This is a genomic window from Thermoactinomyces sp. CICC 10522 (genome assembly GCF_016055075.1).
In the GTDB taxonomy this organism is placed as follows: domain Bacteria; phylum Bacillota; class Bacilli; order Thermoactinomycetales; family Thermoactinomycetaceae; genus Thermoactinomyces_A; species Thermoactinomyces_A daqus.
Genome location: NZ_JAECVY010000010.1, coordinates 12,700 through 33,174 on the forward strand (window position 1 = coordinate 12,700; position 20,475 = coordinate 33,174).

General features: G+C 50.1%; 20 protein-coding genes. 13 read left to right on the forward strand and 7 right to left on the reverse strand.

Features of this window, described 5'->3' with window-relative positions:
• The first annotated feature begins 108 nt into the window (after window positions 1–108).
• The gene (locus I8U18_RS18015) at window positions 109–237 is read left to right on the forward strand and encodes a hypothetical protein (RefSeq protein ID WP_255517858.1); all 129 of its coding nucleotides are present in this window, start codon (window positions 109–111) and stop codon (window positions 235–237) included.
• 81 nt (window positions 238–318) lie between these two features.
• Here the strand turns inward: I8U18_RS18015 and I8U18_RS13040 are convergent, their stop codons facing one another.
• Complete coding sequence (locus I8U18_RS13040) at window positions 319–867, reverse strand: DJ-1/PfpI family protein (RefSeq protein ID WP_033102294.1); 549 nt, start codon at window positions 865–867, stop codon at window positions 319–321.
• A 160-nt stretch (window positions 868–1,027) separates the two neighbouring features.
• On the opposite strand from I8U18_RS13040, the gene I8U18_RS13045 reads away from it, so the two are divergent.
• Together I8U18_RS13045 and I8U18_RS13050 are read left to right on the forward strand one after the other, a co-directional pair.
• Window positions 1,028–1,678 carry a TetR/AcrR family transcriptional regulator gene (locus I8U18_RS13045; protein ID WP_033102293.1) on the forward strand — a complete coding sequence of 217 codons (651 nt, stop codon included), beginning with the start codon at window positions 1,028–1,030 and terminating at the stop codon, window positions 1,676–1,678.
• Between the two features lie 56 nt (window positions 1,679–1,734).
• On the forward strand, window positions 1,735–4,383 hold the full coding sequence (locus I8U18_RS13050; protein WP_198056373.1) for a phosphoenolpyruvate synthase: 2,649 nt from the start codon (window positions 1,735–1,737) through the stop codon (window positions 4,381–4,383).
• A gap of 88 nt (window positions 4,384–4,471) precedes the next feature.
• Here I8U18_RS13050 and I8U18_RS13055 read toward each other — a convergent pair whose 3' ends face one another.
• Entirely contained in the window at window positions 4,472–4,930 is a 459-nt protein-coding gene (locus I8U18_RS13055) for a MarR family winged helix-turn-helix transcriptional regulator (protein ID WP_033102292.1), read from the reverse strand.
• Between the two features lie 243 nt (window positions 4,931–5,173).
• Here I8U18_RS13055 and I8U18_RS13060 point away from each other — a divergent pair, with 243 nt between their 5' ends.
• Window positions 5,174–6,154 carry a glycoside hydrolase family protein gene (locus I8U18_RS13060; RefSeq protein ID WP_198056374.1) on the forward strand — a complete coding sequence of 327 codons (981 nt, stop codon included), beginning with the start codon at window positions 5,174–5,176 and terminating at the stop codon, window positions 6,152–6,154.
• A gap of 28 nt (window positions 6,155–6,182) precedes the next feature.
• On the opposite strand, the gene I8U18_RS13065 is transcribed toward I8U18_RS13060, so the two are convergent.
• The 3 genes from I8U18_RS13065 to I8U18_RS13075 form a co-directional block, all read right to left on the reverse strand.
• Complete coding sequence (locus I8U18_RS13065) at window positions 6,183–6,674, reverse strand: GNAT family N-acetyltransferase (RefSeq protein ID WP_198056375.1); 492 nt, start codon at window positions 6,672–6,674, stop codon at window positions 6,183–6,185.
• Window positions 6,675–6,780: 106 nt separating this feature from the next.
• Complete coding sequence (locus I8U18_RS13070) at window positions 6,781–7,686, reverse strand: DMT family transporter (protein WP_033102290.1); 906 nt, start codon at window positions 7,684–7,686, stop codon at window positions 6,781–6,783.
• An 88-nt stretch (window positions 7,687–7,774) separates the two neighbouring features.
• Window positions 7,775–7,951, reverse strand: a complete 177-nt coding sequence (locus I8U18_RS13075) for a DUF896 domain-containing protein (RefSeq protein ID WP_081944021.1) — start codon at window positions 7,949–7,951, stop codon at window positions 7,775–7,777.
• 80 nt (window positions 7,952–8,031) lie between these two features.
• Here I8U18_RS13075 and I8U18_RS13080 point away from each other — a divergent pair, with 80 nt between their 5' ends.
• Window positions 8,032–8,745 carry a YneB family resolvase-like protein gene (locus tag I8U18_RS13080; protein WP_052154443.1) on the forward strand — a complete coding sequence of 238 codons (714 nt, stop codon included), beginning with the start codon at window positions 8,032–8,034 and terminating at the stop codon, window positions 8,743–8,745.
• Complete coding sequence (locus I8U18_RS13085) at window positions 8,717–9,790, forward strand: M42 family metallopeptidase (RefSeq protein ID WP_198064814.1); 1,074 nt, start codon at window positions 8,717–8,719, stop codon at window positions 9,788–9,790. Before I8U18_RS13080 ends, I8U18_RS13085 begins: the two co-directional genes overlap by 29 nt.
• Before the next feature lie 71 nt (window positions 9,791–9,861).
• Here the strand turns inward: I8U18_RS13085 and I8U18_RS13090 are convergent, their stop codons facing one another.
• Window positions 9,862–11,565 (reverse strand): aromatic amino acid hydroxylase, encoded by a 1,704-nt coding sequence (locus I8U18_RS13090; RefSeq protein WP_033102288.1) that lies wholly within the window; start codon window positions 11,563–11,565, stop codon window positions 9,862–9,864.
• A 387-nt stretch (window positions 11,566–11,952) separates the two neighbouring features.
• Here I8U18_RS13090 and I8U18_RS13095 point away from each other — a divergent pair, with 387 nt between their 5' ends.
• Genes I8U18_RS13095 through I8U18_RS13115 form a run of 5 tightly spaced genes read left to right on the forward strand, consistent with a single transcriptional unit; the run spans window position 11,953 to window position 16,873 of the window.
• Window positions 11,953–12,804 (forward strand): DUF7544 domain-containing protein, encoded by an 852-nt coding sequence (locus I8U18_RS13095; RefSeq protein WP_198064815.1) that lies wholly within the window; start codon window positions 11,953–11,955, stop codon window positions 12,802–12,804.
• A gap of 9 nt (window positions 12,805–12,813) precedes the next feature.
• Complete coding sequence (locus tag I8U18_RS18245) at window positions 12,814–13,395, forward strand: DUF4129 domain-containing protein (RefSeq protein WP_198056379.1); 582 nt, start codon at window positions 12,814–12,816, stop codon at window positions 13,393–13,395.
• A complete protein-coding gene (locus tag I8U18_RS13105) occupies window positions 13,382–14,641 on the forward strand; it encodes a DUF4350 domain-containing protein (RefSeq protein WP_033102285.1) in 1,260 nt (419 codons plus the stop codon). The genes I8U18_RS18245 and I8U18_RS13105 overlap by 14 nt, the downstream gene beginning before the upstream one ends.
• The gene (locus tag I8U18_RS13110; protein ID WP_309485183.1) at window positions 14,599–15,558 is read left to right on the forward strand and encodes an AAA family ATPase; all 960 of its coding nucleotides are present in this window, start codon (window positions 14,599–14,601) and stop codon (window positions 15,556–15,558) included. The genes I8U18_RS13105 and I8U18_RS13110 overlap by 43 nt, the downstream gene beginning before the upstream one ends.
• Window positions 15,512–16,873: a DUF58 domain-containing protein gene (locus I8U18_RS13115; protein WP_198059456.1), complete on the forward strand. Its 1,362-nt coding sequence runs from the start codon at window positions 15,512–15,514 to the stop codon at window positions 16,871–16,873. The genes I8U18_RS13110 and I8U18_RS13115 overlap by 47 nt, the downstream gene beginning before the upstream one ends.
• Window positions 16,874–17,003: 130 nt before the next feature.
• On the opposite strand, the gene I8U18_RS13120 is transcribed toward I8U18_RS13115, so the two are convergent.
• Window positions 17,004–17,525: a DUF4309 domain-containing protein gene (locus tag I8U18_RS13120; RefSeq protein WP_198064816.1), complete on the reverse strand. Its 522-nt coding sequence runs from the start codon at window positions 17,523–17,525 to the stop codon at window positions 17,004–17,006.
• A 231-nt stretch (window positions 17,526–17,756) separates the two neighbouring features.
• Here I8U18_RS13120 and I8U18_RS13125 point away from each other — a divergent pair, with 231 nt between their 5' ends.
• Both I8U18_RS13125 and I8U18_RS13130 read left to right on the forward strand, forming a co-directional pair.
• Window positions 17,757–19,169 carry an FAD-binding oxidoreductase gene (locus I8U18_RS13125; protein WP_198056382.1) on the forward strand — a complete coding sequence of 471 codons (1,413 nt, stop codon included), beginning with the start codon at window positions 17,757–17,759 and terminating at the stop codon, window positions 19,167–19,169.
• Window positions 19,166–20,467: a (Fe-S)-binding protein gene (locus I8U18_RS13130; protein WP_198056383.1), complete on the forward strand. Its 1,302-nt coding sequence runs from the start codon at window positions 19,166–19,168 to the stop codon at window positions 20,465–20,467. Before I8U18_RS13125 ends, I8U18_RS13130 begins: the two co-directional genes overlap by 4 nt.
• Window positions 20,468–20,475: the final 8 nt, after the last annotated feature.

Here is a 20,475-nt window from a genome sequence, read left to right on the forward strand (position 1 = left end):
GTTTGCCACTAATTCGGGAGATTAAATATTTATTTATAAAAAGGTTTGCTTCACAAACAAAGATTTTTCTCTTATAAGAAATACAACAACAGGATGAATTTATCCGAAATGAAAAAAACAAGTCAGCCGATCGGTGCCGTCTTTCATCCAACAAATGGATTGCCCGCAACTCATCCGCCAACCCCGTTTCTGCCGGTCGGAAAACAGCGTATTAGACGAAGCGATCCGGGAAAATGATCACAAAACAATGAAATAAATGCGAAAAACCTGATCACAACCTCTGATCGAGGTTAAAATCAGGTTTTTCCGCAAGGATGTCTATGGCAACTTCTTCAGAAATTCCCTCATGAATCCGGGAAGATCAGGCCATGCATGGGCGGAGACCAAATTTCCTTCAACATGTAATGGTTCCTTTATATATTGTCCGCCTGCACTTTCAACTTCAGGACGGCAAGTGGTATAGGCGGTCAACTGGCGTCCGCGCACGCTATCCGGAACGACGCTGAATACGAGCGCAGCATGGCAAATAGCCGCAACAGGTTTATTTGTTTCAAAAAAATGTTGCACGATGGCCGGTACTTCCTTTTCGAGCCGGATATATTCAGGCGCTCTTCCGCCAGGGATGACAAGACCGTCATACTCAGCCGGGTTAATTTCGGAGAAGGAGGCATGCGCATCCAGACCGTATGCTAATTTTTCCGTGAATGTATCCATCCCCGGTTCAAAATCATGGACCACCGTTTGCAATTTCTTTTTGGTCGGAGCGGCAATCGTGACTTCATGTCCTTCCTCAAGCAGCCTGTAATAGGGGTAAAAGATCTCCAGCGCTTCGACCGCATCGCCGGACAGAATCAACACTTTGGCCATGTCAATCCCTCCATTTATTTCGTTCCATTTCATTACTACGATGTCGGTGTCCGATTTTCCTGCAACACTCAAATTATCCTATTGACCAAGTGGTCGATGGGAATTAAAATGGATTTATCAATCGTGTTGACCAAGTGGTCAATGGAGGGGATATACGAAATTGAATGATCTTTACCAGCAGATTCCTGCAGAGAAAAGAGAAAAAATTCTTCAGGCGGCGATTCGCGAATTTGCGGAACGCGGTTATGAAAATGCATCAACCAATCGGATCATCCAGGAAGCCGACATTTCCAAAGGACTGCTGTTTCACTACTTTGGCAGCAAGAAACATCTTTTCCTGGCTACCTTTGACCATTGTGTGCAGCAGTATATCAGTCAAATGAAGGAGGTGGTTCCGGCATCAGCGGACTGGCCGGATGACATTTTCGACCGGATCCTGTATCTGGGAGAAATCAAGTATCGTTATTTTTTGCAACAACCGCTTCTTTACTCTTTTTTGCTTTCGGCTTACAACGAGATTTTGGCAAAGTTCCCGCGCGAGGCGGAGCAAAGCATCGCTTATTTCCAAAAGATTGCCATGCCGTTTCTGATGGAGGGAGTCGATTGCTCGAAATTCCGCGAGGATCTGGATGTGGAAAAAGCGATTTACCTGATCTTTTTAAGCTTGAATGCCATTGCCCAGCAACTGGTGAAACAGGCTTTGGAACAGCCCGGGAAGGGCCTCGATCAATGGGAAGAGTTGTTTAATGATTACAAACAGATGCTCGATATCCTCAAATACGGCGTTTACCGAACCAGCGAAAAGGCTTGAACAGCCAGGCTGAGTGATTTGGGTGAATATAACCATACAGATTGGGGACGTGAATAGTGATGAGCTATGTTCTTCGCTTTGATGAGATCGATCGCCACTGTTTGCCGATGGTCGGCGGAAAGGGTGCGAATCTGGGGGAAATGGCCAAAGCGGGTTTTCCTGTTCCGCCCGGATTTTGCGTCACAACAGAGGCCTATCGCCAGTTTATCGCCAAAAGCGGGGAGTTGGATGAATGGCTGGACGCGTTAAATCGCTTAAAACCGGAACAGCTTGATGAGATCCGCATGTGGGGGGAGAGAATCCGCAACCACCTGCTTGAGCTTCCGTTAACGGAGGAAATACAATCGGCAATCGTCGGAGCTTGGGAGGCGCTGGGCAAAGAGCACGCTTATGCCGTCCGCTCCAGTGCGACCGCCGAGGACCTCCCAACTGCCTCATTTGCCGGGCAGCAGGAAACATATCTGAATGTAAAAGGGGAAGAAGCACTCCTCGACGCCGTCAAAAAATGCTGGGCGTCCCTGTTTACCGATCGGGCCATCACTTACCGGGCCAATAACGGATTTGACCATCGCTCCGTCTTCCTGTCCGTCGTCGTTCAGCAGATGGTTTTTCCGGAAGCATCCGGCATTATGTTTACGGCAGACCCAGTCACCGGACATCGGCGCACCGTTTCCATCGATGCCGGATTTGGTTTGGGAGAGGCGCTCGTTTCCGGCATTGTGACGGCAGATTTGTACAAAGTCCGGGACTATGAGATTATCCAAAAACAGATTGCCAAAAAAGAAAAAGGGGTTTTTCCGGTTCAGGAGGGCGGAACGGAAATCCGTGAACTGCCGCCTGAACTTCGCCAGGAACAAGTGCTCCCGGACCACAAAATCTTGGAGTTGGCGGAACTGGGACGAAGAATCGAAAATCATTACGGTTCCGAGCAGGATATCGAGTGGTGTTTGAAGGGCGATGAACTCTATATTCTCCAAAGCCGCCCGATTACTTCCCTCTATCCGGTCCCACCGTCAAAGAATGGCGAATATTGCGTCTATCTTTCGGTTGGCCATTCGCAAATGATGACCGATTATATGAAGCCGCTCGGGATCTCGGTTTTTCAATCGCTCATTTCCCTTGATGATGTCACCTCTCAGTTTCCTGAGGTGGGCGGGCGTCTTTACTGGAATTGTTCCGGTTTCCTGTTCCTGAAGCCGGTTCAACGAAAGATTCTCAAAAGCACGGTTGCCGATGATAACCTGGTGGCGCTGAAAAAAGTGATCCAAAGCGAAGATTTTCAAAAGCTGGCACCAAAGCGGGGCGGGATGCGAAAAGCATTCGGTACATTGAAATTGATGTTGGGCCTGTACCGGAAGATCATTCCCCGGTTGATCCAGATTTGGTATTGGGAAGATCCGCAACTCGCGCTGAAAAAGGCCTTTGCCACATATGAACAGGATTTGGCCCGGTTCAGACAGGCATTGTCCCAACGCACCGGATCGGAACGGATTCGGTTGATCCGCGATCAAGCCGTTTTTGAGACGATCGTCGATCCCTTGGCCTACACCTATGCCGGATTCATTGCCTTGCCGGTCATCAATAGAAAACTGAAAAAATGGCTGGGAGAAGAATTGAGCCCCTCCATTCAAAAGTCTCCACCCGGAAACATCACCAGCGAAATGGGGCTGGCGATCGGGGATTTGGCAGATGCGGCCAGACCTTATCCCGAAGTCGTCCGGTACCTGGAACAGGCAGAAGACCGCACGTTTTACGAGGGGTTGAGCCGGGTGGAAGGCGGTGACGCATTCCGGGCGGAATTGGAGCGGTTCATGGAAAGATTCGGCATGAGGGCTCCCGGAGAAATCGACATTACACGGGTTCGTTACAGGGAAGCGCCCACCATGCTCGTCCCGTCCATTCTCAGCCATATGAGAAGCAATGCCCCCGGAGAGCACCGGGAAAAATTTAAAAACGGAGAACGGGAAGCCCATGAAGCGATTCAGGACTTGCTTAAACGGGTGAAGGAGCGCTGCGGCAACAGGAAAGCGAAAAAAATGTCCCGGCTCATCTCTCTTTACCGAAATACAGTGGGCATCCGTGAACTGCCCAAATATATCATGATTCGTTATTTCTCTCTTTATCGGGAAACCATTTTGGAAGAAGCCCAAACCCTTGTGAAAAAAGGGGTGTTTGAGCAGAAAGAGGACGTTTATTATTTGCGGCTGGACGAATTGATCGCCTTGCTGGAAGACCGCCTGAAAAAGGATGAAGTTCATGAACGGATCCGTTCCCGCAAGGCATCGGAAGAGATTTACCGAAAACTGACTCCTCCGTTCGTCATCACCAGTGAAGGGGAAACATTTTCAGCGGTCATCCGCAACGAGCAGGCACCGCCTGGGGCTTTGGTCGGCATTCCTGCTTCCGCGGGTGTTGCGGAAGGCTATGTCAAGGTTGTTCGCAGATTGGAAGAAGGAAAACTGAACAAAGGAGACATCTTGGTCGCTCCCTACACAGATCCCGGTTGGACGCCCTTGTTCCATTCGGCCAAGGCACTTGTGACGGAAGTCGGGGGCATGATGACCCACGGTTCCGTCGTGGCCCGGGAATACGGCATTCCCGCCGTTGTCAGTGTGGAAAATGCGACCCGGATTCTGAAGGATGGTCAGTATGTCCGTGTGGATGGAACCAACGGATATGTGGAGATCCTTGATGAAAATAATTGACAGGAATCCCCGCTGATTGCTTTCCGTTTGATAAATGATTGTTTACCCCGCCAGCATCAGGTGGGGTAATTTTCTTGATCATGCCGGATTACTCCATTTTTTGAAGGATGCGAAGAAGCTTGTGGATTGCGTAGTCCAGATCAATCCTTTCATCTTCACCAAGTTGATTGATCCGGTTGATCAGCAAAGAATGTATATCTTCCCACCGCGTTTTCACCAGGTTTTTTCCTTTTTCAGTCAACATGAGCTTGACATATCGCCTGTCGCTGACATCCTGCCTTTTGATGAGATATTCCTTTTCCTCGAGCTTATTGACCAACGGGGTTAATTGCTGTTTGGAAATATTGATGTTTTTGGCCAATCGGGTCATCGAAATTCCGTCTTCAATCGGGAACAGTTCCTCCAAAATGTGAAATTGCAGATGGGTTAAATCGGACTGTTTTTTAAGATTTGATGCATTCTGCAATGCAGGTTTGAACAGCTTGTCCTGAAGCAAAGGAAGAAGCTGAATAATATTAGCTGCGAGTTGTTCGGTTTTGGCAGGCACCGCTCAACTTCCTTTCCTCTGACTCTGTTGACAATCAGTCAACGATAATTTATGATTGAGTTGATCAGATAGTAAATAATTATTTATTTTTTTTATGGGATTTATCGCACTGATCAAGGGTTAAAGGTTAATTTATGTTTACTGTTTGTGCAGATGAGAAATAAGGAATGATTTCTTAGTTTACCACAACAGAGCAGGTTGTTCCATGTGGGGCAAATTTCAAGTGAGAAGGAGAGATTTTCAATGCATTCACCAGGGTTGAAGTTCGGAATTTATCCGCTTGGTGTGGCCGGCACGCCCGCCGGCTTGGCTGTCGGGCCTGAGGACGACTATGAGCAGATTCAACTTGCGTTAAAACGTCTTCGGGGAAAGGCAAAATCACTGTTGCCCAGAATGTATCTCGTTTATACAGGACCGGCTGACACGGATGAGAAACTTTTATCCATTGTGGATAAATATGTACGGTCGGGATTGATCGGAGACTTGACGGTAGGTTCTTTGGCTCCGGACATAGAGATGGAGCGCTGGCTCGGGCTGATCCGGAAAATCATCAGACAGTACGGTTCCGAGATCGCTTCGCTGCAAATTACCAATGAACCCAATTTGACCTTCATGGACGGAGCAAATCCGAATATTGTGCAAATGTTGGTGCAGGGGGTTATTGCGGCAAAGGAAGAAACACAAAAAGCCAATGTGGGAGTGAAGATTGGTTTTGGCTCCGTACCGGACAACGGCCCAAAAACGGCTGCTGATTTCTGGGAGAAGTTGGCCAGGATCGGAGGGGAGACATTTACAGATTCATTGGATTATGTCGCCCATAATTTTTATGTCGATGTATTTGAAGAGCCACTCTCCGCAGATGAGATTCCCGGTTCAGTAGAGCGCTTGCTGCGTCGTTTGCGCGAAGTGAATCTCAGAACAGCCGGAATTCCCGACACCATCCCGATCCACATCGCTGAAAACGGATGGCCCACCGGCAAAAATCCCTTTACCGGCCATGACCGAACTTACGAAAGGCAGGCTGAAGTGCTTGAGCTGATCATCCGCACCGTTTATCAATTGCGCCATGAACTCAATATTACCCATTATAAGCTCTTCGGCCTGCGGGATGCGGACAGTTCCAAGGATGATCTCTTTCATCAATTTGGCATTATGCGGGATGATTACACGCCGAAACCGGCATTTCATACATTCCAACGTCTGGTGCAGGAGCTGGGGGAATAAGAGAAAGGCAGGAATGCAATCGAGGACGTCATAGGGTCCTCGATTTTTTGGTTTGCGGAAATTTCTTGTGAGCAAGAAACAATTCCATGAATTTGTCGAAACGTTCCGGGTCTTCCAGGCGTTTAAAGCCGAATTGGGCGTACAGGCCGTGCGCATCTCTTGTATATAACGTAAATTGATGAATATCTGCCAAACAGGGGCAATTGAGGATGGTTTCAAGCAGCCATTTTGACAGGCCCTGTTTGCGGTGTTCCGGGAGAATAAAAACATCCGCCAGGTAGCCAAAAGTTGTATAGTCGGTGACCACACGGGCGAATCCTGCCTGATTGCCGTCTGTTGTATAGAGCCCAAAACAGAGAGAGTGGTTTATGGTACGTTTGATCTGTTCCAGTGTGCGGTTTTGCGCCCAGTAGGATTGATGATTGAGAAATTGCTGTATAACGGAAAGATCCAACCGTTTCCGGTCAGTGCTGATATAGTATTGCCCCTTTTCCACGCGATAGGGCCGGGTGAGATCCATCTGTATCACCTTCGCTGGATTGTTTTTAGTAGAAATATGTTTTTTATATCTTACTGTATTGAAACCTTTGAAAAAACAAAAATAAAAGAGAAGTTGCTACAATTTTTTACATCATTTTTGACAGGCTGTGACGCTTATCCGATTTTTTCAGTGCAGACAGATAAATGCCGCCAGCGATGAGCAGTGCCCCCAGATAGAAGTTCCATGAGAGTTTTTCCCCTAGGGTGAATGCCCCCAGCAAACTGCCGACAATCGGTTGGATGAAGAAAAAGAGCGAGCCGGTGGCAGCATCCACATATTCAAATCCTTTGTTCCAGAGATAAAAGGCGAGAGCAGTCGAGATGATGCCGATGTAGAGAATGCCGATCCAGATCCAGAGACTGTGGGGAACGGTAAACGGATGGTTCCGGTATTCCCAGACGAAGAACGGTGCGGTAAATATCACCCCGAATGTGTTTGCCCAGAAGGTAACGGTCAAAGAGGTGTAGGTGACGGTTTTGAGTCGGGATAAAACGGTGTAAAGCGCCCAGGTCAGCGCTGCGCCGATCAGAGCGAGATTTCCTGCAAAGGAAGGGGATGAAGCGGTGAGCCCGGTCAGGTCGCTGACGATCAGCACCCCGATCGTCGCGAGGAGAAGGGCACTTGTTTTGGATAAGTTCAATTTTTCTTTCAAGATCCACCATGCGAACAGGGAGATGAGGGCAGGGGAAGCGGAGGTGATCAATGATCCCATCGCCGCACCTGACAGGTGAGTGCCGATGAACTGCAGTCCGATTGAACCTGTATAGCCGACGAGCCCGATCAGCGCAAACAGCCAAAGATCCCCGGGTTTTACCCGCCATTCCCGTTTGCGGAGAGCCCATAGCCCGAGGATGAACAGGGCGATCACAAATCGCCATTCCAGTAAAATCCACGAGGGAATGCAGGCCAAAACCACCTTGCTGACCACATACATCCCTCCCCAAATGGCAGCGGCAGCCGATAAACACAGGGGCCCGAGCCAATGTTTCAATATTTCCACTCCTTTTGCCAATCCACCGTCAAAAACGAGGTGGATTTGTATGATGATCATGCGTGCTATATAATGGATATGATGTGCTTCATTGCTTATCCACGAAACGGATTTGCGATAACTGCTGTTTGACCTGTCCGCGGATCGCTTTCAGGTAGACTTGATATAATCTGGCTTGTTCCTGCTTTTCCTGGTTTGTCAGTCCTTCTGCTTTTTTCTTGCGGGCCAGCTCATTAATGCGCTGGATCAGTTGTTGATCGATCATTTCGAATCACTCCTTCTAAGACACTTTACCCAAATCTCTGTTTTTGTGCAAGAACTTGAGAGGATGATGGTTTTTACTTTATGAAAGCTTTGATCTATGCGAGGGTCAGCACCAAAAAAGAGGAACAGGAAACAAGCCTGGAAAGGCAAATCGAGGAGTTATCGGAATGGGCGCGGGAATTAAACATGGAGACTGTTCAGACCATCGCGGAACAGCACAGCGGATTTGACCTTGATCGCCGGGGGCTGTATGAAATGCTGGAGGCGGTCAAAAAAGAGAAAATTCAGGCGCTTCTGGTTCAGGATGATACAAGGCTCGGCCGCGGAGAAGCCAAGCTGGCGATCATTCACCAGTTGTCCCGTCACAATGTGCGCATCTTCTGCAAACAACAGGGAGGGGAACTGGAACTCGATGCCGGCGAATCGACCGTTCTCTCGATCATCGCCAAAGTTGAAGAATTGCAGCGCAAAATGATGAACCAGAAAATCAGCTGGGGCATGCGGCGGGCCATTCGGGAAAAAGGATTTAATCCGGCCAAAAATCTGAAAAACCAGGGGATGGGAGGAAGAGAGAAAAAAGAAGTGCCGATGGAGCAAATTGTGGCCCTGAAAGAAAAGAAACTGACGTTTGAAGAGATTGCTGCCACACTAAAAGGATTTGGCTATGATGTGTCCCGTGCGACCGTTCATCGCCGTTATCAGGAATGGAAGAAAAAGTTGGAAGAAAGAGATGGCAGAATCAACGATAGAGTTGGAGGAGTAAAGGATGGCAACGATTCAATGGGAACGTTTTGAAAAGTTAACGCAGACTCCCGGTGCGCCGGGGTTTGAGCATGAAGTGAGAAAAATCATGCGTTCATACATATCCGAATATACGGGAGAGATCATCCAGGACCGGCTGGGCGGCCTTTTCGGGGTGAAAAAAGGTGATCCAAACGGCCCCAAGGTAATGGTCGCCAGTCATATGGATGAGGTTGCCTTCATGGTGACCAAAATCACCAGTGAAGGATTTCTGAAGTTTCAACCCCTCGGCGGTTGGTGGTCCCAGGTGATGTTGGCCCAGCGCGTTGACGTGATCAACCGCTCCGGCAAGCGCATTCCGGGGATCATCGGCTCCATTCCGCCTCATCTTTTGAGCGAGGAGCGAAGACGGAAGCCGGTGGAAATCGGGCAAATGTTTATCGATATCGGAGCGGAAAGCGAAGAAGAAGTGAGAGAATGGGGGATTCGCCCCGGGGATGTTGCCGTTCCCCATTTCCCGTTCGTGGAAATGGAAGGTGGGAAACGCTTGCTGAGCAAGGCCTGGGATAACCGGTTCGGCTGTGGCCTTGTCCTGGAGCTGCTGGACGGCTTGAAACATATTCATCATCCGAACGTGGTCTATGCCGGGGCCACAGTGCAGGAAGAAGTCGGTTTGCGCGGCGCAGGAACAGCAGCCACGTTGATTGACCCCGATATCTTCTTTGCAGTCGATTCCGGACCGGCCGGCGATATTCCGGGCGTGAATGACGGCTTTGGCAAGATTGGAAAAGGAGTGGTTATTCGGCTTTACGACCGTTCCATGATCACGCTTCCCGGGATGAGGGACTTTTTGCTCGATACGGCGGAATCGGAAAATATTCCATACCAGTTTTTCGTCTCCCAAGGTGGTACAGACGCGGGCAGGGCGCATCAGACGGGCATCGGGATTCCCTCGGCAGCGATCGGCATCTGCGCCCGCTATATCCACTCTCATGCAGCAGTTGTGGACAAAGAGGATATCGAAGCGGCTAAAGCATTTGCGATTGCTCTGATGAAGCGGTTGGATCGCGCTGCCTTTGAAGCCATTTTGCCCCGTTAAATTGAAAAGACCAGATCGGAAGGCAATCATTTTGCCGCGATCTGGTCTTTTCTTTTCTCCGCACGATTTTCTTAACTGTTTCCCCGGTTTAACAAACGCATTCCGTTGGTGATCAGGGAATGGAGAGATGGGTCATCCTGCCCCAACTGTTCCAGTTCATGTTGGATCCGGTCGGCGAGAAGGCGGTAAATTCCTTTATCCCTGCAAATTTCAAGGATTTCGAGGCGGAGGAGCCAATCGCCGGGGCAGATATCATCCAGGGTGCGGGCAATTGAGGGCAACGCCTCAACCGATGTTTTGCCTTCGCGGATTTCACGCACCGCCTGGTATAAGTGATCCAGGGTAGAATAGGAAGGAACCGGTTCCTCATCCAGCTTCGGCTCTGCTTCATCGGCATAGTATTTTCCAGGATCAGCAGCTCCGGCAAACACGGACACAATCTCCCGGCCAATTACGAGATCGTATTCGCCCCAATCGGGATGAAAAAGCGTCTCGCCTCTGTAAGTGACTGTGCAGTCGGTCAGGGTGAGCAAAAGCGGATGGGAATGTTCTTCGATCCTGTCTGATACTCTGCCGGTTACCCGGAGACCGCTTTCCCAGTGCCAGTCGATGGTACTTCCCGGCTCCCCGCTTCCATTTTGCTTCACTACTCTTCCGATCGGCGCACCGAATCCGGAAGCATGGCGTTTCGTACCCTGACGGGGTAATTCGTTCCCATGAAAGGCGAGAGCGGTCGGTCCTGTCGTTTTCATGTAAACCGCTTCTCCTCTGTCGTCCCGGATCATGTGTGTAAACACGCCGCTCACTTGTAAACCGGTGTTGTACTCCACCGTTGCCACATCGCCGGAAGCGATCGCTTTTTGCAGTCCTTCCGTTCCGCCTGTGCGAAAAGCCATGCGCGCCGAGAATGTTTCCACCGCATCAATCAGTTGCTCAAAATCCCGGCAGACGAACAGCTGCGGCTGCGGTCTGGTGACATCATAGTCCGTCGCGATGCATGTTTCCAAATCAAACGGAAGTTTTCTGACCTGATCGGAAAGGCAATGCTGCCCTTCGCCGATCGACGAGAGAAGGCCTGCGCCGTAAATTTTGGGATTGTCGCAATCACCGATCAAACCGTATTCCACTGTCCACCAGTACAAGCGGGAAATAAGCGTTGCTTCTGATACGGTTGTGGCGGCGGCCCGTTTTTCCTGCAGTTCCTGTTCGGCTTTCCTGATATCATCGGGAGTGGATTCAGGATTTTCCATTACCTGGGTTAACCGTCTCGTTGCCTGAAAAACCTCGTTTTCTTCCCTGCTGGCCAACGCTTTGGCACCGATTTTCCCAAATGTTTTCACATAACGGGCATAGGTTTCATCGCTGAGAATGGGTGCATGTCCGGCTGCCTCATGAATAATGTCCGGAGCAGGCGTATAGGCGATATGCCCCAATGTGCGAATGTCGGTGGCGATGGGCAATAAGCCGTTCGCCTGAAATTCAAAAAAGGCCACCCCGGGAATCAAGCCGTCAATCGGGACAGCGCCCCAGCCAAACGGGGACAGGCATTGATCCATTTCTTCAATGCGCGGAATCCGTTCGATTAAAATGCCTGTTTTCGCCAATCCGTCCTGGTATGCGGCATGAGCCCGCTCCTTGAAGAAATGAACGTTTTGCCTCATTACATATCGCCAAACGGCCTGATCGATCGGAGTATAGCGTTCATATTTTTGCCGGGCGATATAACGTTTCAGGTGAGGCGGGATTTTCTTCGTTTGCAGTGAGACAAAACTCATGGCATTCACTCCTTTACAAAATAAAAAAAGCTCCGTCACCATAGGGACGAAAGCTCCGCGGTACCACCCTATTTGACAAATCGCCTGATTTGCCCACTTTTATGGTTGCCTCATCTTTGACGGCAAGTTGTAATTCACCGGCAGGGCACCCGGGTTTGCACCAACCCACCCGGTCTCTGTTTGCTGTACGTACTGACGGCTACTTTTTTCTTGCAGATGAGAAAATATACGGTTTTCTTTATTGCTTTTAAGCTTATACGCTTTTAAGCGATAAAGTAATTGTAAATAAGCATGCGTATTTTGTCAATCCTGTTAAAGAATTTTCCAGTATGACACAACCTTTAGGCAATGAATTCAGTTATAATGTTTTCGTTGGGAGGTGAGGCAGTGAAGGAACGTTCATACCATGCTCCATATGGGAAGCGGGAGCTGTTGGATGGCGTATTCCGCATACTGCGCCGTCATCTGAAACCGTACTGGTTGTTGTCATTTTTGGGGAATCTGCCGTTTGCCCTGTGGTTTAACTGGATGGATGTGAAACAGATGGTTTCTCCAAGCGCAGTATCGGCAATGGAAATGATCGGCGTTGAAGTTGCCGAAATATTGGTTTTTCTCCTTTTTCTTTACCCATTTTTGCAAAATGCAATATATCAGTCAGTTCAAAGCGGGGAAGCTGGCCTCCGATTTTTGTTTCGCGCCGCCTGGCGAAACGGTCGAAAAGTGTGGCTTGCCCAGCTGATTTTATGTTTGTTCTATTTTGCCCTTTTTTTGGTGATCATCGGGATCATCGGTGTTCCGATTGCTGTTTTGACACAATCCGGCGCGGATGCGGATTTTTCGGTCTTGGCCGCTTCTTTTGTTTCTTTCCTGGCCATTTGCGTGCCGGGGCTTTATTTCTTTGCCAAATTTTCTTTTGTCATCCCGGTGATCCATGAAGAGGGAGGGACGGTCCTGGGGTCCCTGAAGCGGAGTTGGTCTTTGACAAAAGGCTCAGCGGGGATGATCGCCTTGCATATATTTATTCTTTCCTTCATCCTCTCCATTCCTTATCTCGTGCCCGCGGAACTGTACGGAGTGGCCGTTGTGTCATCGCCAGACTGGCTGCTTTTGACCGTTGTGTACGGATATCAATTGCTCATCGCGCCCTTCCTTTATCCGGTGATCCCGATTTATCTGGCATTGGTTTTTGTGAATGAACGAATCAAGAAAGAAGGGCATGACATTTTGCATCACCTTTGATGGGGGTGAGTGTTTATCGCTGCAGATTTTGAGAAGGCCCACCGGCAATTGGAAGAGATTTTGGCAAAGCCCGAATACGGCAGGCAAACCACGACTTTGCCGCAATTTCACCTTCCCGGCTGGATGAATTCGTCTTTGCTGGAAGACACGATGCTGGGAATTTTCATTCTCTTCCTCTGTTGTCTGGTTCTCGGTATTGGATGGATTTTGCTCCGCTATTGGATGAAGCGGGTGAAAAAAGGACCGGTCCATGAAGAAACTCCGGAACAGGAGATCCCTTGGCTTGAAAAAGCAGAGCGTTATGCCGGTCTGGGCGATTACCGTTTCGCTGTTCGCGCGTTATATCATTATGTGTTGTTTTATACATATAAACGGCGGAAATTGGAAGAACTCCCCGGTCAGACCAATGGGGAACAACGGGATCAGATCAGTCAAACGTGGCCGGAAAAAGCGTCTCTTTTTTGCCGGCTGAGCCAGCGGTTTGATGAAATCTGGTATGGACACATGCGGATTGAACCGGCTGAATATGAGCGCTATTTAGAAGGTGCGATGAAGTTTGCAGAGAGTGGGAACAAAGATGCGGAAGAATAAAATCGGGATTGGAATCGTCTTGGCCATCATTGCCTGCTTCCTCGCCGGTCTGATCTGGCTTGAGTGGTCGAATGTCGCGGAAAAAGTTCCTTGGTCTTCGCAAAACCCGGAACCGACAGGGGTAAAAGCATTGTCGGAGTTTTTGTCTGAACGGGGTGTTCCGGCGAAACCGCTGGAAACCGAAAATAACCTGCCCTCCGGTTCCGGAAATACGTTGATGTTTGTCAATCCGCAAACAAATAAACCGAATCCGGAGCGCCTCCGCGCATTGCTGAACTGGGTGAGCCGGGGAAACCAGGTGGTGTTATGGTCTGCTCCTGATTCGGATTGGAGCAAAGCTTTCCGGTTCTCGGGGCAATCCTGCCGATTCGGTGAGGAGTATGTCAGGGTAAAACCGCAATTTCATCAGGAATGGCTGGACGAAGTTCAATTTCTGAGCTGGAAAAGTGCCACGTGCATTGCTCCCAGACAAGGAATTATTCCGGTTCTGAAGGATGATCAAAACCATCTGTTGGTTGGGTATAAACAGTCAGGTCAGGGGCGGATTGTTTATGTCCCGGACCCCTCGATAATCGCAAATAAAAATATTGATAAGGCCGATCACATTGCCCTGTTGCTGTGGATGGTATCCAATCCCTTTCAGAAGGCGGTTTGGTTTGATGAAACGAGTCACTCCTTGCTGGGACAAGGTGAAGCACCCTCCACGGAAACGGACGAGCTGCCTCCGATTCAGGATGAAGGGATCCCGGAGCCGTCGGCAGTCACTTTTTTGGCCGCATTGGGGATCAACGGCGGATTTGTGCTGGTGCAGATCGTTTTGCTGACACTTTTATGGCTGTTTGCCCGCGGAAAACGATTTGCTTCTCCGCGAATGGAACAAGTGGTCGAAAAACGCGATTCGATGGAATATATTGATGCAATGTCCAGATTGTATCGCCGTTCCAATCTGAGAATGGAAGCACTGCTTTTTATGAAGGAACAGTTGCATTTGGCGATATTGCAAAAACTGCGGATGCGGGGGCATGAATCGGAAGCGGAGTTGCTGCATCAGCTGGAAGTCGCGATGGGATCGGAATTTCGCCGAAACTATGAAAACATTGCCCGCCTGATTCAGGATGCAGCCGATGCAGACCGAAAACTGACCTCCTACATTTTTGTGGAGTGGAGTCGGACATTACGGAAATTGAGAAAGGAGATTGAGCAGTGGGGAGTTACGTCATCAACGTTGACCGCATCCAAAAGGTGAGCGAACAGGCGATGCAAGCCATCAATCAGGTTGTGCTCGGACAGGAAGAGAATATCCGTTTTCTGTGGGCCAGCTTTTTGGTCGGGGGACATGTCCTCTTGGAAGGAGTTCCGGGACTCGGAAAAACGTTGCTCGTCCGGACGCTGGCCCGAATCGTCGACTGTTCCTGTTCCCGTCTGCAGTTTACTTCGGATCTGATGCCCTCCGATGTGACCGGAACCAAAGTGTATGATATGCAATCGGGAAAGTTTACGTTTCGGAAGGGCCCGATTTTTGCCGATATCCTGATTGCTGATGAAATTAACCGTACACCGCCGAAAACGCAATCGGCCCTGTTGGAAGCGATGGAAGAAAAACAAATCACAATTGACGGGGAGACTTACACCTTATCTCCACTCTTTTTTGTCGCCGCAACACAAAATCCGATTGAATATGAAGGTACGTATTCCTTGCCCGAGGCGCAGTTGGATCGCTTTGCCGTCAAGCTGGTTGTCGATTATCCGGAGGAAAAGGAGGAGGAGCAGTTGCTCGCCGGCCACCGGATCGGGGGAAGAGAAGAAATAACCTTGAAACCGATCGTCGGGATGGAAGAGATATTGGCGATACGTAATGACTTGGAGCAAATATCTGTTGATCCTTCGGTCGTTCAATATTTGTTGCAAATGTTGCGCGCCACCCGCCGACATCCCAAAGTGATGCTGGGGGCCAGTCCGCGTGCGGGCCTAGCCATTCTGTCCCTCAGCAAGGCGGAAGCTGCGATGAGCGGACGGACCTTTGTGACACCGGACGACGTAAAGAGATTGATCAAACCGGCGCTCAGGCATCGCATCCTTTTATATCCTGAGGGGGAACTGGAGGGATGGAAAGCGGATGATGTTTTGGCAGAAATTATGGAAGCTTCAATGGTTCCAAGGTAGAGCGGTCATCCCGGCCCCCCGCTTTCTGCGGCTGGTTTTTTTCAGTGTTTTGATCACCGGATTTGGTGCTTGGTGGGGGCTTGGCGGTCTGTTTTTCCTCCTTTCAAACGGAATCCTGCTCGGGCTGGTGGCGATCGAATTGCTCCAATTAAGGAAAATGCCGAAGTTCGGGGGGAAACGGGAAGCAAAGGCTCTGTTTGAACTCGGAGAAGAGAATCAGATCCGCCTGTCGCTCCATGCTTCAGCTCCCGCGGTCGGAACGATGTGGGTGCGGGATGATTTCCCCCATGGGTTTTCGGTCAATCAGCGGACATTTCAAATCGAGTGGAAAAGAGAGACAGAACAGGCGATTGTTTATACGGCCCGGCCACATCGCCGGGGAAAGCATTTCTTTCACGATTTGCATGTGCGCATGGAAAGCAAATGGAAGTTGTTTCATTATGAAGAGCGGATTCCGGCGCGGCTGGCCGTCGATGTTTATCCCCGTTTGGAACCGGTTCGCCGGGTAAAACAGGGATTCTACCGGAGCATGCCCGCCTCTGAAGGGCAGCCGATTGCGCGGGTTTTTGGCCGGGGACAGGAGTTTTCCCATATCCGGGAATACCGTCCGGATGATGATCCGCGCCAAATCAACTGGATGGGCACGGCCCGGCGCGGCAAACTGGTCAGTAATGTCTATCAGCCGGAAACAGGGCAACAGGTTGCGATTTTTATCGACTGCGGACGGCTGATGGGGGTGCAGAATGACGGGGAATCCCGTTTGGATCGCGCTTTGGAAGCTGCTTTGGGCTATGCGGCGATTGCCCTGGACCGGGGGGAGCAAGTGAGTGTGATCGCTTTTTCAAACCGGATGTTGCGGATGATTCCGCCGGGAAAAGGGATGGCCTATCTCAATAAAATCATTGAAGGCGTCTATGATTTAGCGCCGGATGATGTCGAGTCGGATTACTTGGCTGCATGGGAGGCGGCCGCCCCTTTCCTGAAAAAGCAGACCTTGGTCACGTTGTTTACCGATGCGGCAAACGTTGCTTTTGCCGATTCGTTGTACCGCATGGTAACCCTGGCGAAAAAACGCCACCTCGTTTTGACTGTTTCGATGCAGGAACCGAAGTGGACCGAGATTTTGCAAAAAGAACCGAATCATGAACTGGATGTCTACCGGCAAATTGCCGTGGAGGAACTCATGTCCGAACGGAAAAAGGCGCTCACACGATGGAATCATAAGAAAGTGATTGCCCTCGATGTTGAACCGGAGCGATTGGCAAGCAGCGTCATTTATTCTTTTCTCGACATTCGCCGCCGCATTTGGACGTAATACAAAAGCCTGTTCCCGATTTTGCGGGAATGGGCTTTTCCGTTAACGGCAATCGAAATCGGAAGCGGAGTATGGCTCTCGTAGACAAAAACCGCCCGGTTTTCCAATGGGGCGGTTTGGCCAACATCATTTATTTTTTATGAACGTAAATTTCTTTGAATGTTCCGGGTTTATTGTTTTCATCATAATAAAATACGAATTCAAGTCGATATTTTCCTTCTTTGTATTGAAAGTAAATCCCGTCCTCCCCGTAAACGACCTGCTCAGGTTTTCCGGCTGTTTCTTCTACGTCGGTGACCGTGATGTTCTCCAGTCTTTGATCAAAAGAAGTAATCCAGGTGACCCGGTTGTTTTCGAGTTGAAAAGATATTTTTCGATCATTGTAGTAAAGATATGCTTCATCTGAGCCTTGATCAGGCTGTCCCCAAACCTTTTGAATGCAAGTTCCTTTTGAACCGATGCCAAATCTTTCACTGTTGATGGTTTTTCCGTGAGAAGCCAGCTTAACCGTTTTGGCGACAACCTGTTTCGGGCTTTCCGACAAGGCTTTCATTTGTGCCCCTGTTGCAGCATGAGCGCCGGCAATGGAGGTCATGAAAATGGTTCCGGTTACAAAAACGGAGAGTAAAATCAGCTTTATCAGCCTGTTCATGCAACTTCCTCCTTTTAATGCTGTTCAAATATATATTCGTAACGAATGGGGAAATTACTTCTATTTTAATTGAGCGGAGGACAAAAAATATTAAAAACAGATAGGATTATCGCTTTATTAATAGAAAATTACTAAATAGACATCTGATTATATGACAAGTGTGGAAGGATTTTGGCCTGGGTGAAGCGGCAGGTTCTTCGTTTGGTGGAAGCAGGAAGGAGGGGAGAGGAGATGGGGTTGGATCCAAGTATTGTAAAGGAGCTGATTCGCATCACGGATGAGGAGCGAGTTTTGCTTTCGCTCGATGAGCGTTACACCTATGCGTTTGATGCGTCTTTTGGAACCTATCTTCCGGATGTTGTCGTCTTTCCGCAAAGCGCGACGGAAATCGCGGAAATTATGAAGCTGGCCAACCGGGAACAAATTCCCGTGACGCCGAGGGGAGGAGGGACTTCCCTCAGCGGCGGCCCTCTTCCCGTGGCCGGCGGGATCGTCCTGGCGATGACGCGGATGAATAAATTGCTCAGGATTGACCGGGACAATTTAATCGCCTTCGTCGAGCCGGGGATTACGACGGCAGAACTGCAAAGGGAAGCGGAGAAAGCAGGGCTCTTCTACCCGCCCGACCCCAGCAGTTCCAACGTTTCGACAATCGGTGGGAACCTGGCCGAAAATTCCGGGGGCCCCCACGGGCTCAAATACGGGGTGACCAAGCATTATGTTATCGGGCTGGAAGTGGTTACTCCGCAGGGAGAGATCATCCGCACCGGAGGGATGACGGTCAAAAATGTAACCGGATATGATCTCACCTCCTTGATCGTCGGTTCGGAAGGAACGCTCGGCATCATTACCAAAGCGGTTCTCCGCCTTATTCCCAAACCTCCGGCCCGTAAAGCGCTGATGGCCATTTTTGATGAGATTGTCGATTCCGGGCGGGCCATCAGCGGTATCCTGAAAAACGGCATCCTTCCGGCAAAGCTGGAGATGATGGATCAAGCCTCGATCCGGGCCGTGGAAAACTATCAACCGTCGGGGTTGCCGCTTGATGCAGCAGCAATTCTTCTGCTGGAAGTGGACGGGCACCCGGCGGCGGTTGACGAGGAAATCCGAAAAGCAGCGCAAATTTGCCGGCAATATGCAGCCAGGGAGGTGCGGCTGGCCGCGGATGAAGCGGAACGGGCGGAACTTTGGAAAGCGAGAAAGCTGGTATCTCCGGCAATCAGTCAGGTAAAACCGACGAAAATCTCCGAGGATGCGACGGTGCCGCGCAGCAAAATTCCGGAGATGCTGGAGCGGCTCAGGCAAATCAGGGAAAAGTACCAGCTCCATCTGGTCGTGTTCGGGCATGCGGGAGATGGAAATTTGCATCCCAATATTATTGCCGACAGCAGGGATCGGGATGAGATGAAGCGGGTTGAAGAAGCTGTTGCAGAGATTTTCAAAGCCGCGGTGGAATTGGGCGGAACCTTGTCGGGAGAGCACGGCATCGGAACCATGAAGCCTGCCTTTATGGAGATGGAGCTCGGTCCCGCCGGTCTGGATATGATGCGCCGCATCAAACAGGCATGGGATCCGAACAATATTTTGAATCCGTTTAAAATCTTTCCGCAGCCGGGTCAAACGCGGGTGGTGTTGACCGAGTGAATGAATGGCAAAAGCTCCTTCCTCATGATGAGACATTCAAGTGTGTCAAGTGCGGGTATTGCCTTCCGGTTTGCCCGACATACAAGGTGTTGGAAAAAGAATCAGCCTCACCCCGCGGCAGGATCGCCTTGGTAAAAGCGGCGGCGGAGGGGAAAATCGATGTGTTGCAGCATCTGGCCGGGCCGATTGACCTGTGTCTGGGCTGTCGTGCCTGCGAAGTGGCCTGTCCGGCGGAAGTGAAGTACGGCGTAATTTTGGAAGGCGCCAAACAGGCGATTCACGGGGCCAAACAGGAGAAAAAAGCGGAAACGCCGCTGTTCCGCTGGTTGGAGAAACTCATTTTTCAGTGGTTGTTTCCATATCCCGGCCGTTTAAAAGCACTGAGCGGGATACTGTGGTTTTACCAAAAGACGGGGTTTGCCAGATTGGTTGAAGTCTTGGGGTTCAGCCGGTTCTTGCCATACCATTTGGGGGAGTTTGCTGCGGCGTTGCCTGCGGCCCCCTTTCCTCTCTCTTTTTTTGGAAGGAAAGAGAGGCTCGCTCCACGCAAGGGGAAAAAAGCCCGTGTTGCTTTTTTTACGGGTTGTATCATGGACTCGCTCTTTTTTGAGACGAACCGAAAGAGTATCGAATTGTTAGCCGCAGTCGGATGCGAAACCATTCTGCCCAAAGGGCAAACCTGTTGCGGGGCGCTTCATGCTCATGCAGGTAAAATCAGTCAGGCCAAGAAGCTGGCCAAACGCAACATCGAAGCGTTTGAAAGGTCCGGTGCCGATTGGGTGGTTACCAATGCGGGAGGATGCGGAGCAATGCTGGCCGAGTATCACCACTTGCTGTCGGATGAGCCGGAATGGGCGAAAAGAGCGCAGGCCTTTGCCGCAAAGTGCCGGGATCTCAGTACGCTGTTGGAGGAATGCGGGCCGCTCCCCTTTAAGAAGAAGATTTCCTGTCGTATTACCTATCAGGACTCCTGCCATCTCAGAAATGTACAAAATGTTATTTCCGCTCCCCGAAAGTTACTTCACTCCCTTCCGGGGGCCGAAGTGGTTGAACTATGCGGAGCCGGGGAATGTTGCGGTTCAGCCGGTATTTACAATTTGATCCAATATGAGACTTCCATGAAGGTGCTCGACCGGAAAATGGAGGCGGTCAGAGAAACCGATGCGGAGATTTTGGTCACTTCCAATCCGGGTTGTTTGCTGCAGATGCGTCTGGGGATCAGGAGGGCCGGTTTGGAAAACCGGATGAAAGCAGTCCATCTCGCCGACTTGCTCCATGAAGCCTGCACGGGGGAATAAGTGAGTGG

Excerpts from the sequence above, each read along its gene's own strand:
- I8U18_RS13120 (WP_198064816.1), bottom strand. The coding sequence starts at position 17,525 with ATGAACAGGCTGATAAAGCTGATTTTACTCTCCGTTTTTGTAACCGGA.
- I8U18_RS13085 (WP_198064814.1), top strand. The coding sequence starts at position 8,717 with ATGGCAACGATTCAATGGGAACGTTTTGAAAAGTTAACGCAGACTCCC.
- I8U18_RS13125 (WP_198056382.1), top strand. The coding sequence starts at position 17,757 with ATGGGGTTGGATCCAAGTATTGTAAAGGAGCTGATTCGCATCACGGAT.
- I8U18_RS13040 (WP_033102294.1), bottom strand. The coding sequence starts at position 867 with ATGGCCAAAGTGTTGATTCTGTCCGGCGATGCGGTCGAAGCGCTGGAG.
- I8U18_RS13060 (WP_198056374.1), top strand. The coding sequence starts at position 5,174 with ATGCATTCACCAGGGTTGAAGTTCGGAATTTATCCGCTTGGTGTGGCC.
- I8U18_RS13075 (WP_081944021.1), bottom strand. The coding sequence starts at position 7,951 with ATGATCGATCAACAACTGATCCAGCGCATTAATGAGCTGGCCCGCAAG.
- I8U18_RS13105 (WP_033102285.1), top strand. The coding sequence starts at position 13,382 with ATGCGGAAGAATAAAATCGGGATTGGAATCGTCTTGGCCATCATTGCC.
- I8U18_RS13080 (WP_052154443.1), top strand. The coding sequence starts at position 8,032 with ATGAAAGCTTTGATCTATGCGAGGGTCAGCACCAAAAAAGAGGAACAG.
- I8U18_RS18015 (WP_255517858.1), top strand. The coding sequence starts at position 109 with ATGAAAAAAACAAGTCAGCCGATCGGTGCCGTCTTTCATCCAACAAAT.
- I8U18_RS13115 (WP_198059456.1), top strand. The coding sequence starts at position 15,512 with ATGATGTTTTGGCAGAAATTATGGAAGCTTCAATGGTTCCAAGGTAGA.
- I8U18_RS13065 (WP_198056375.1), bottom strand. The coding sequence starts at position 6,674 with ATGGATCTCACCCGGCCCTATCGCGTGGAAAAGGGGCAATACTATATC.
- I8U18_RS13090 (WP_033102288.1), bottom strand. The coding sequence starts at position 11,565 with ATGAGTTTTGTCTCACTGCAAACGAAGAAAATCCCGCCTCACCTGAAA.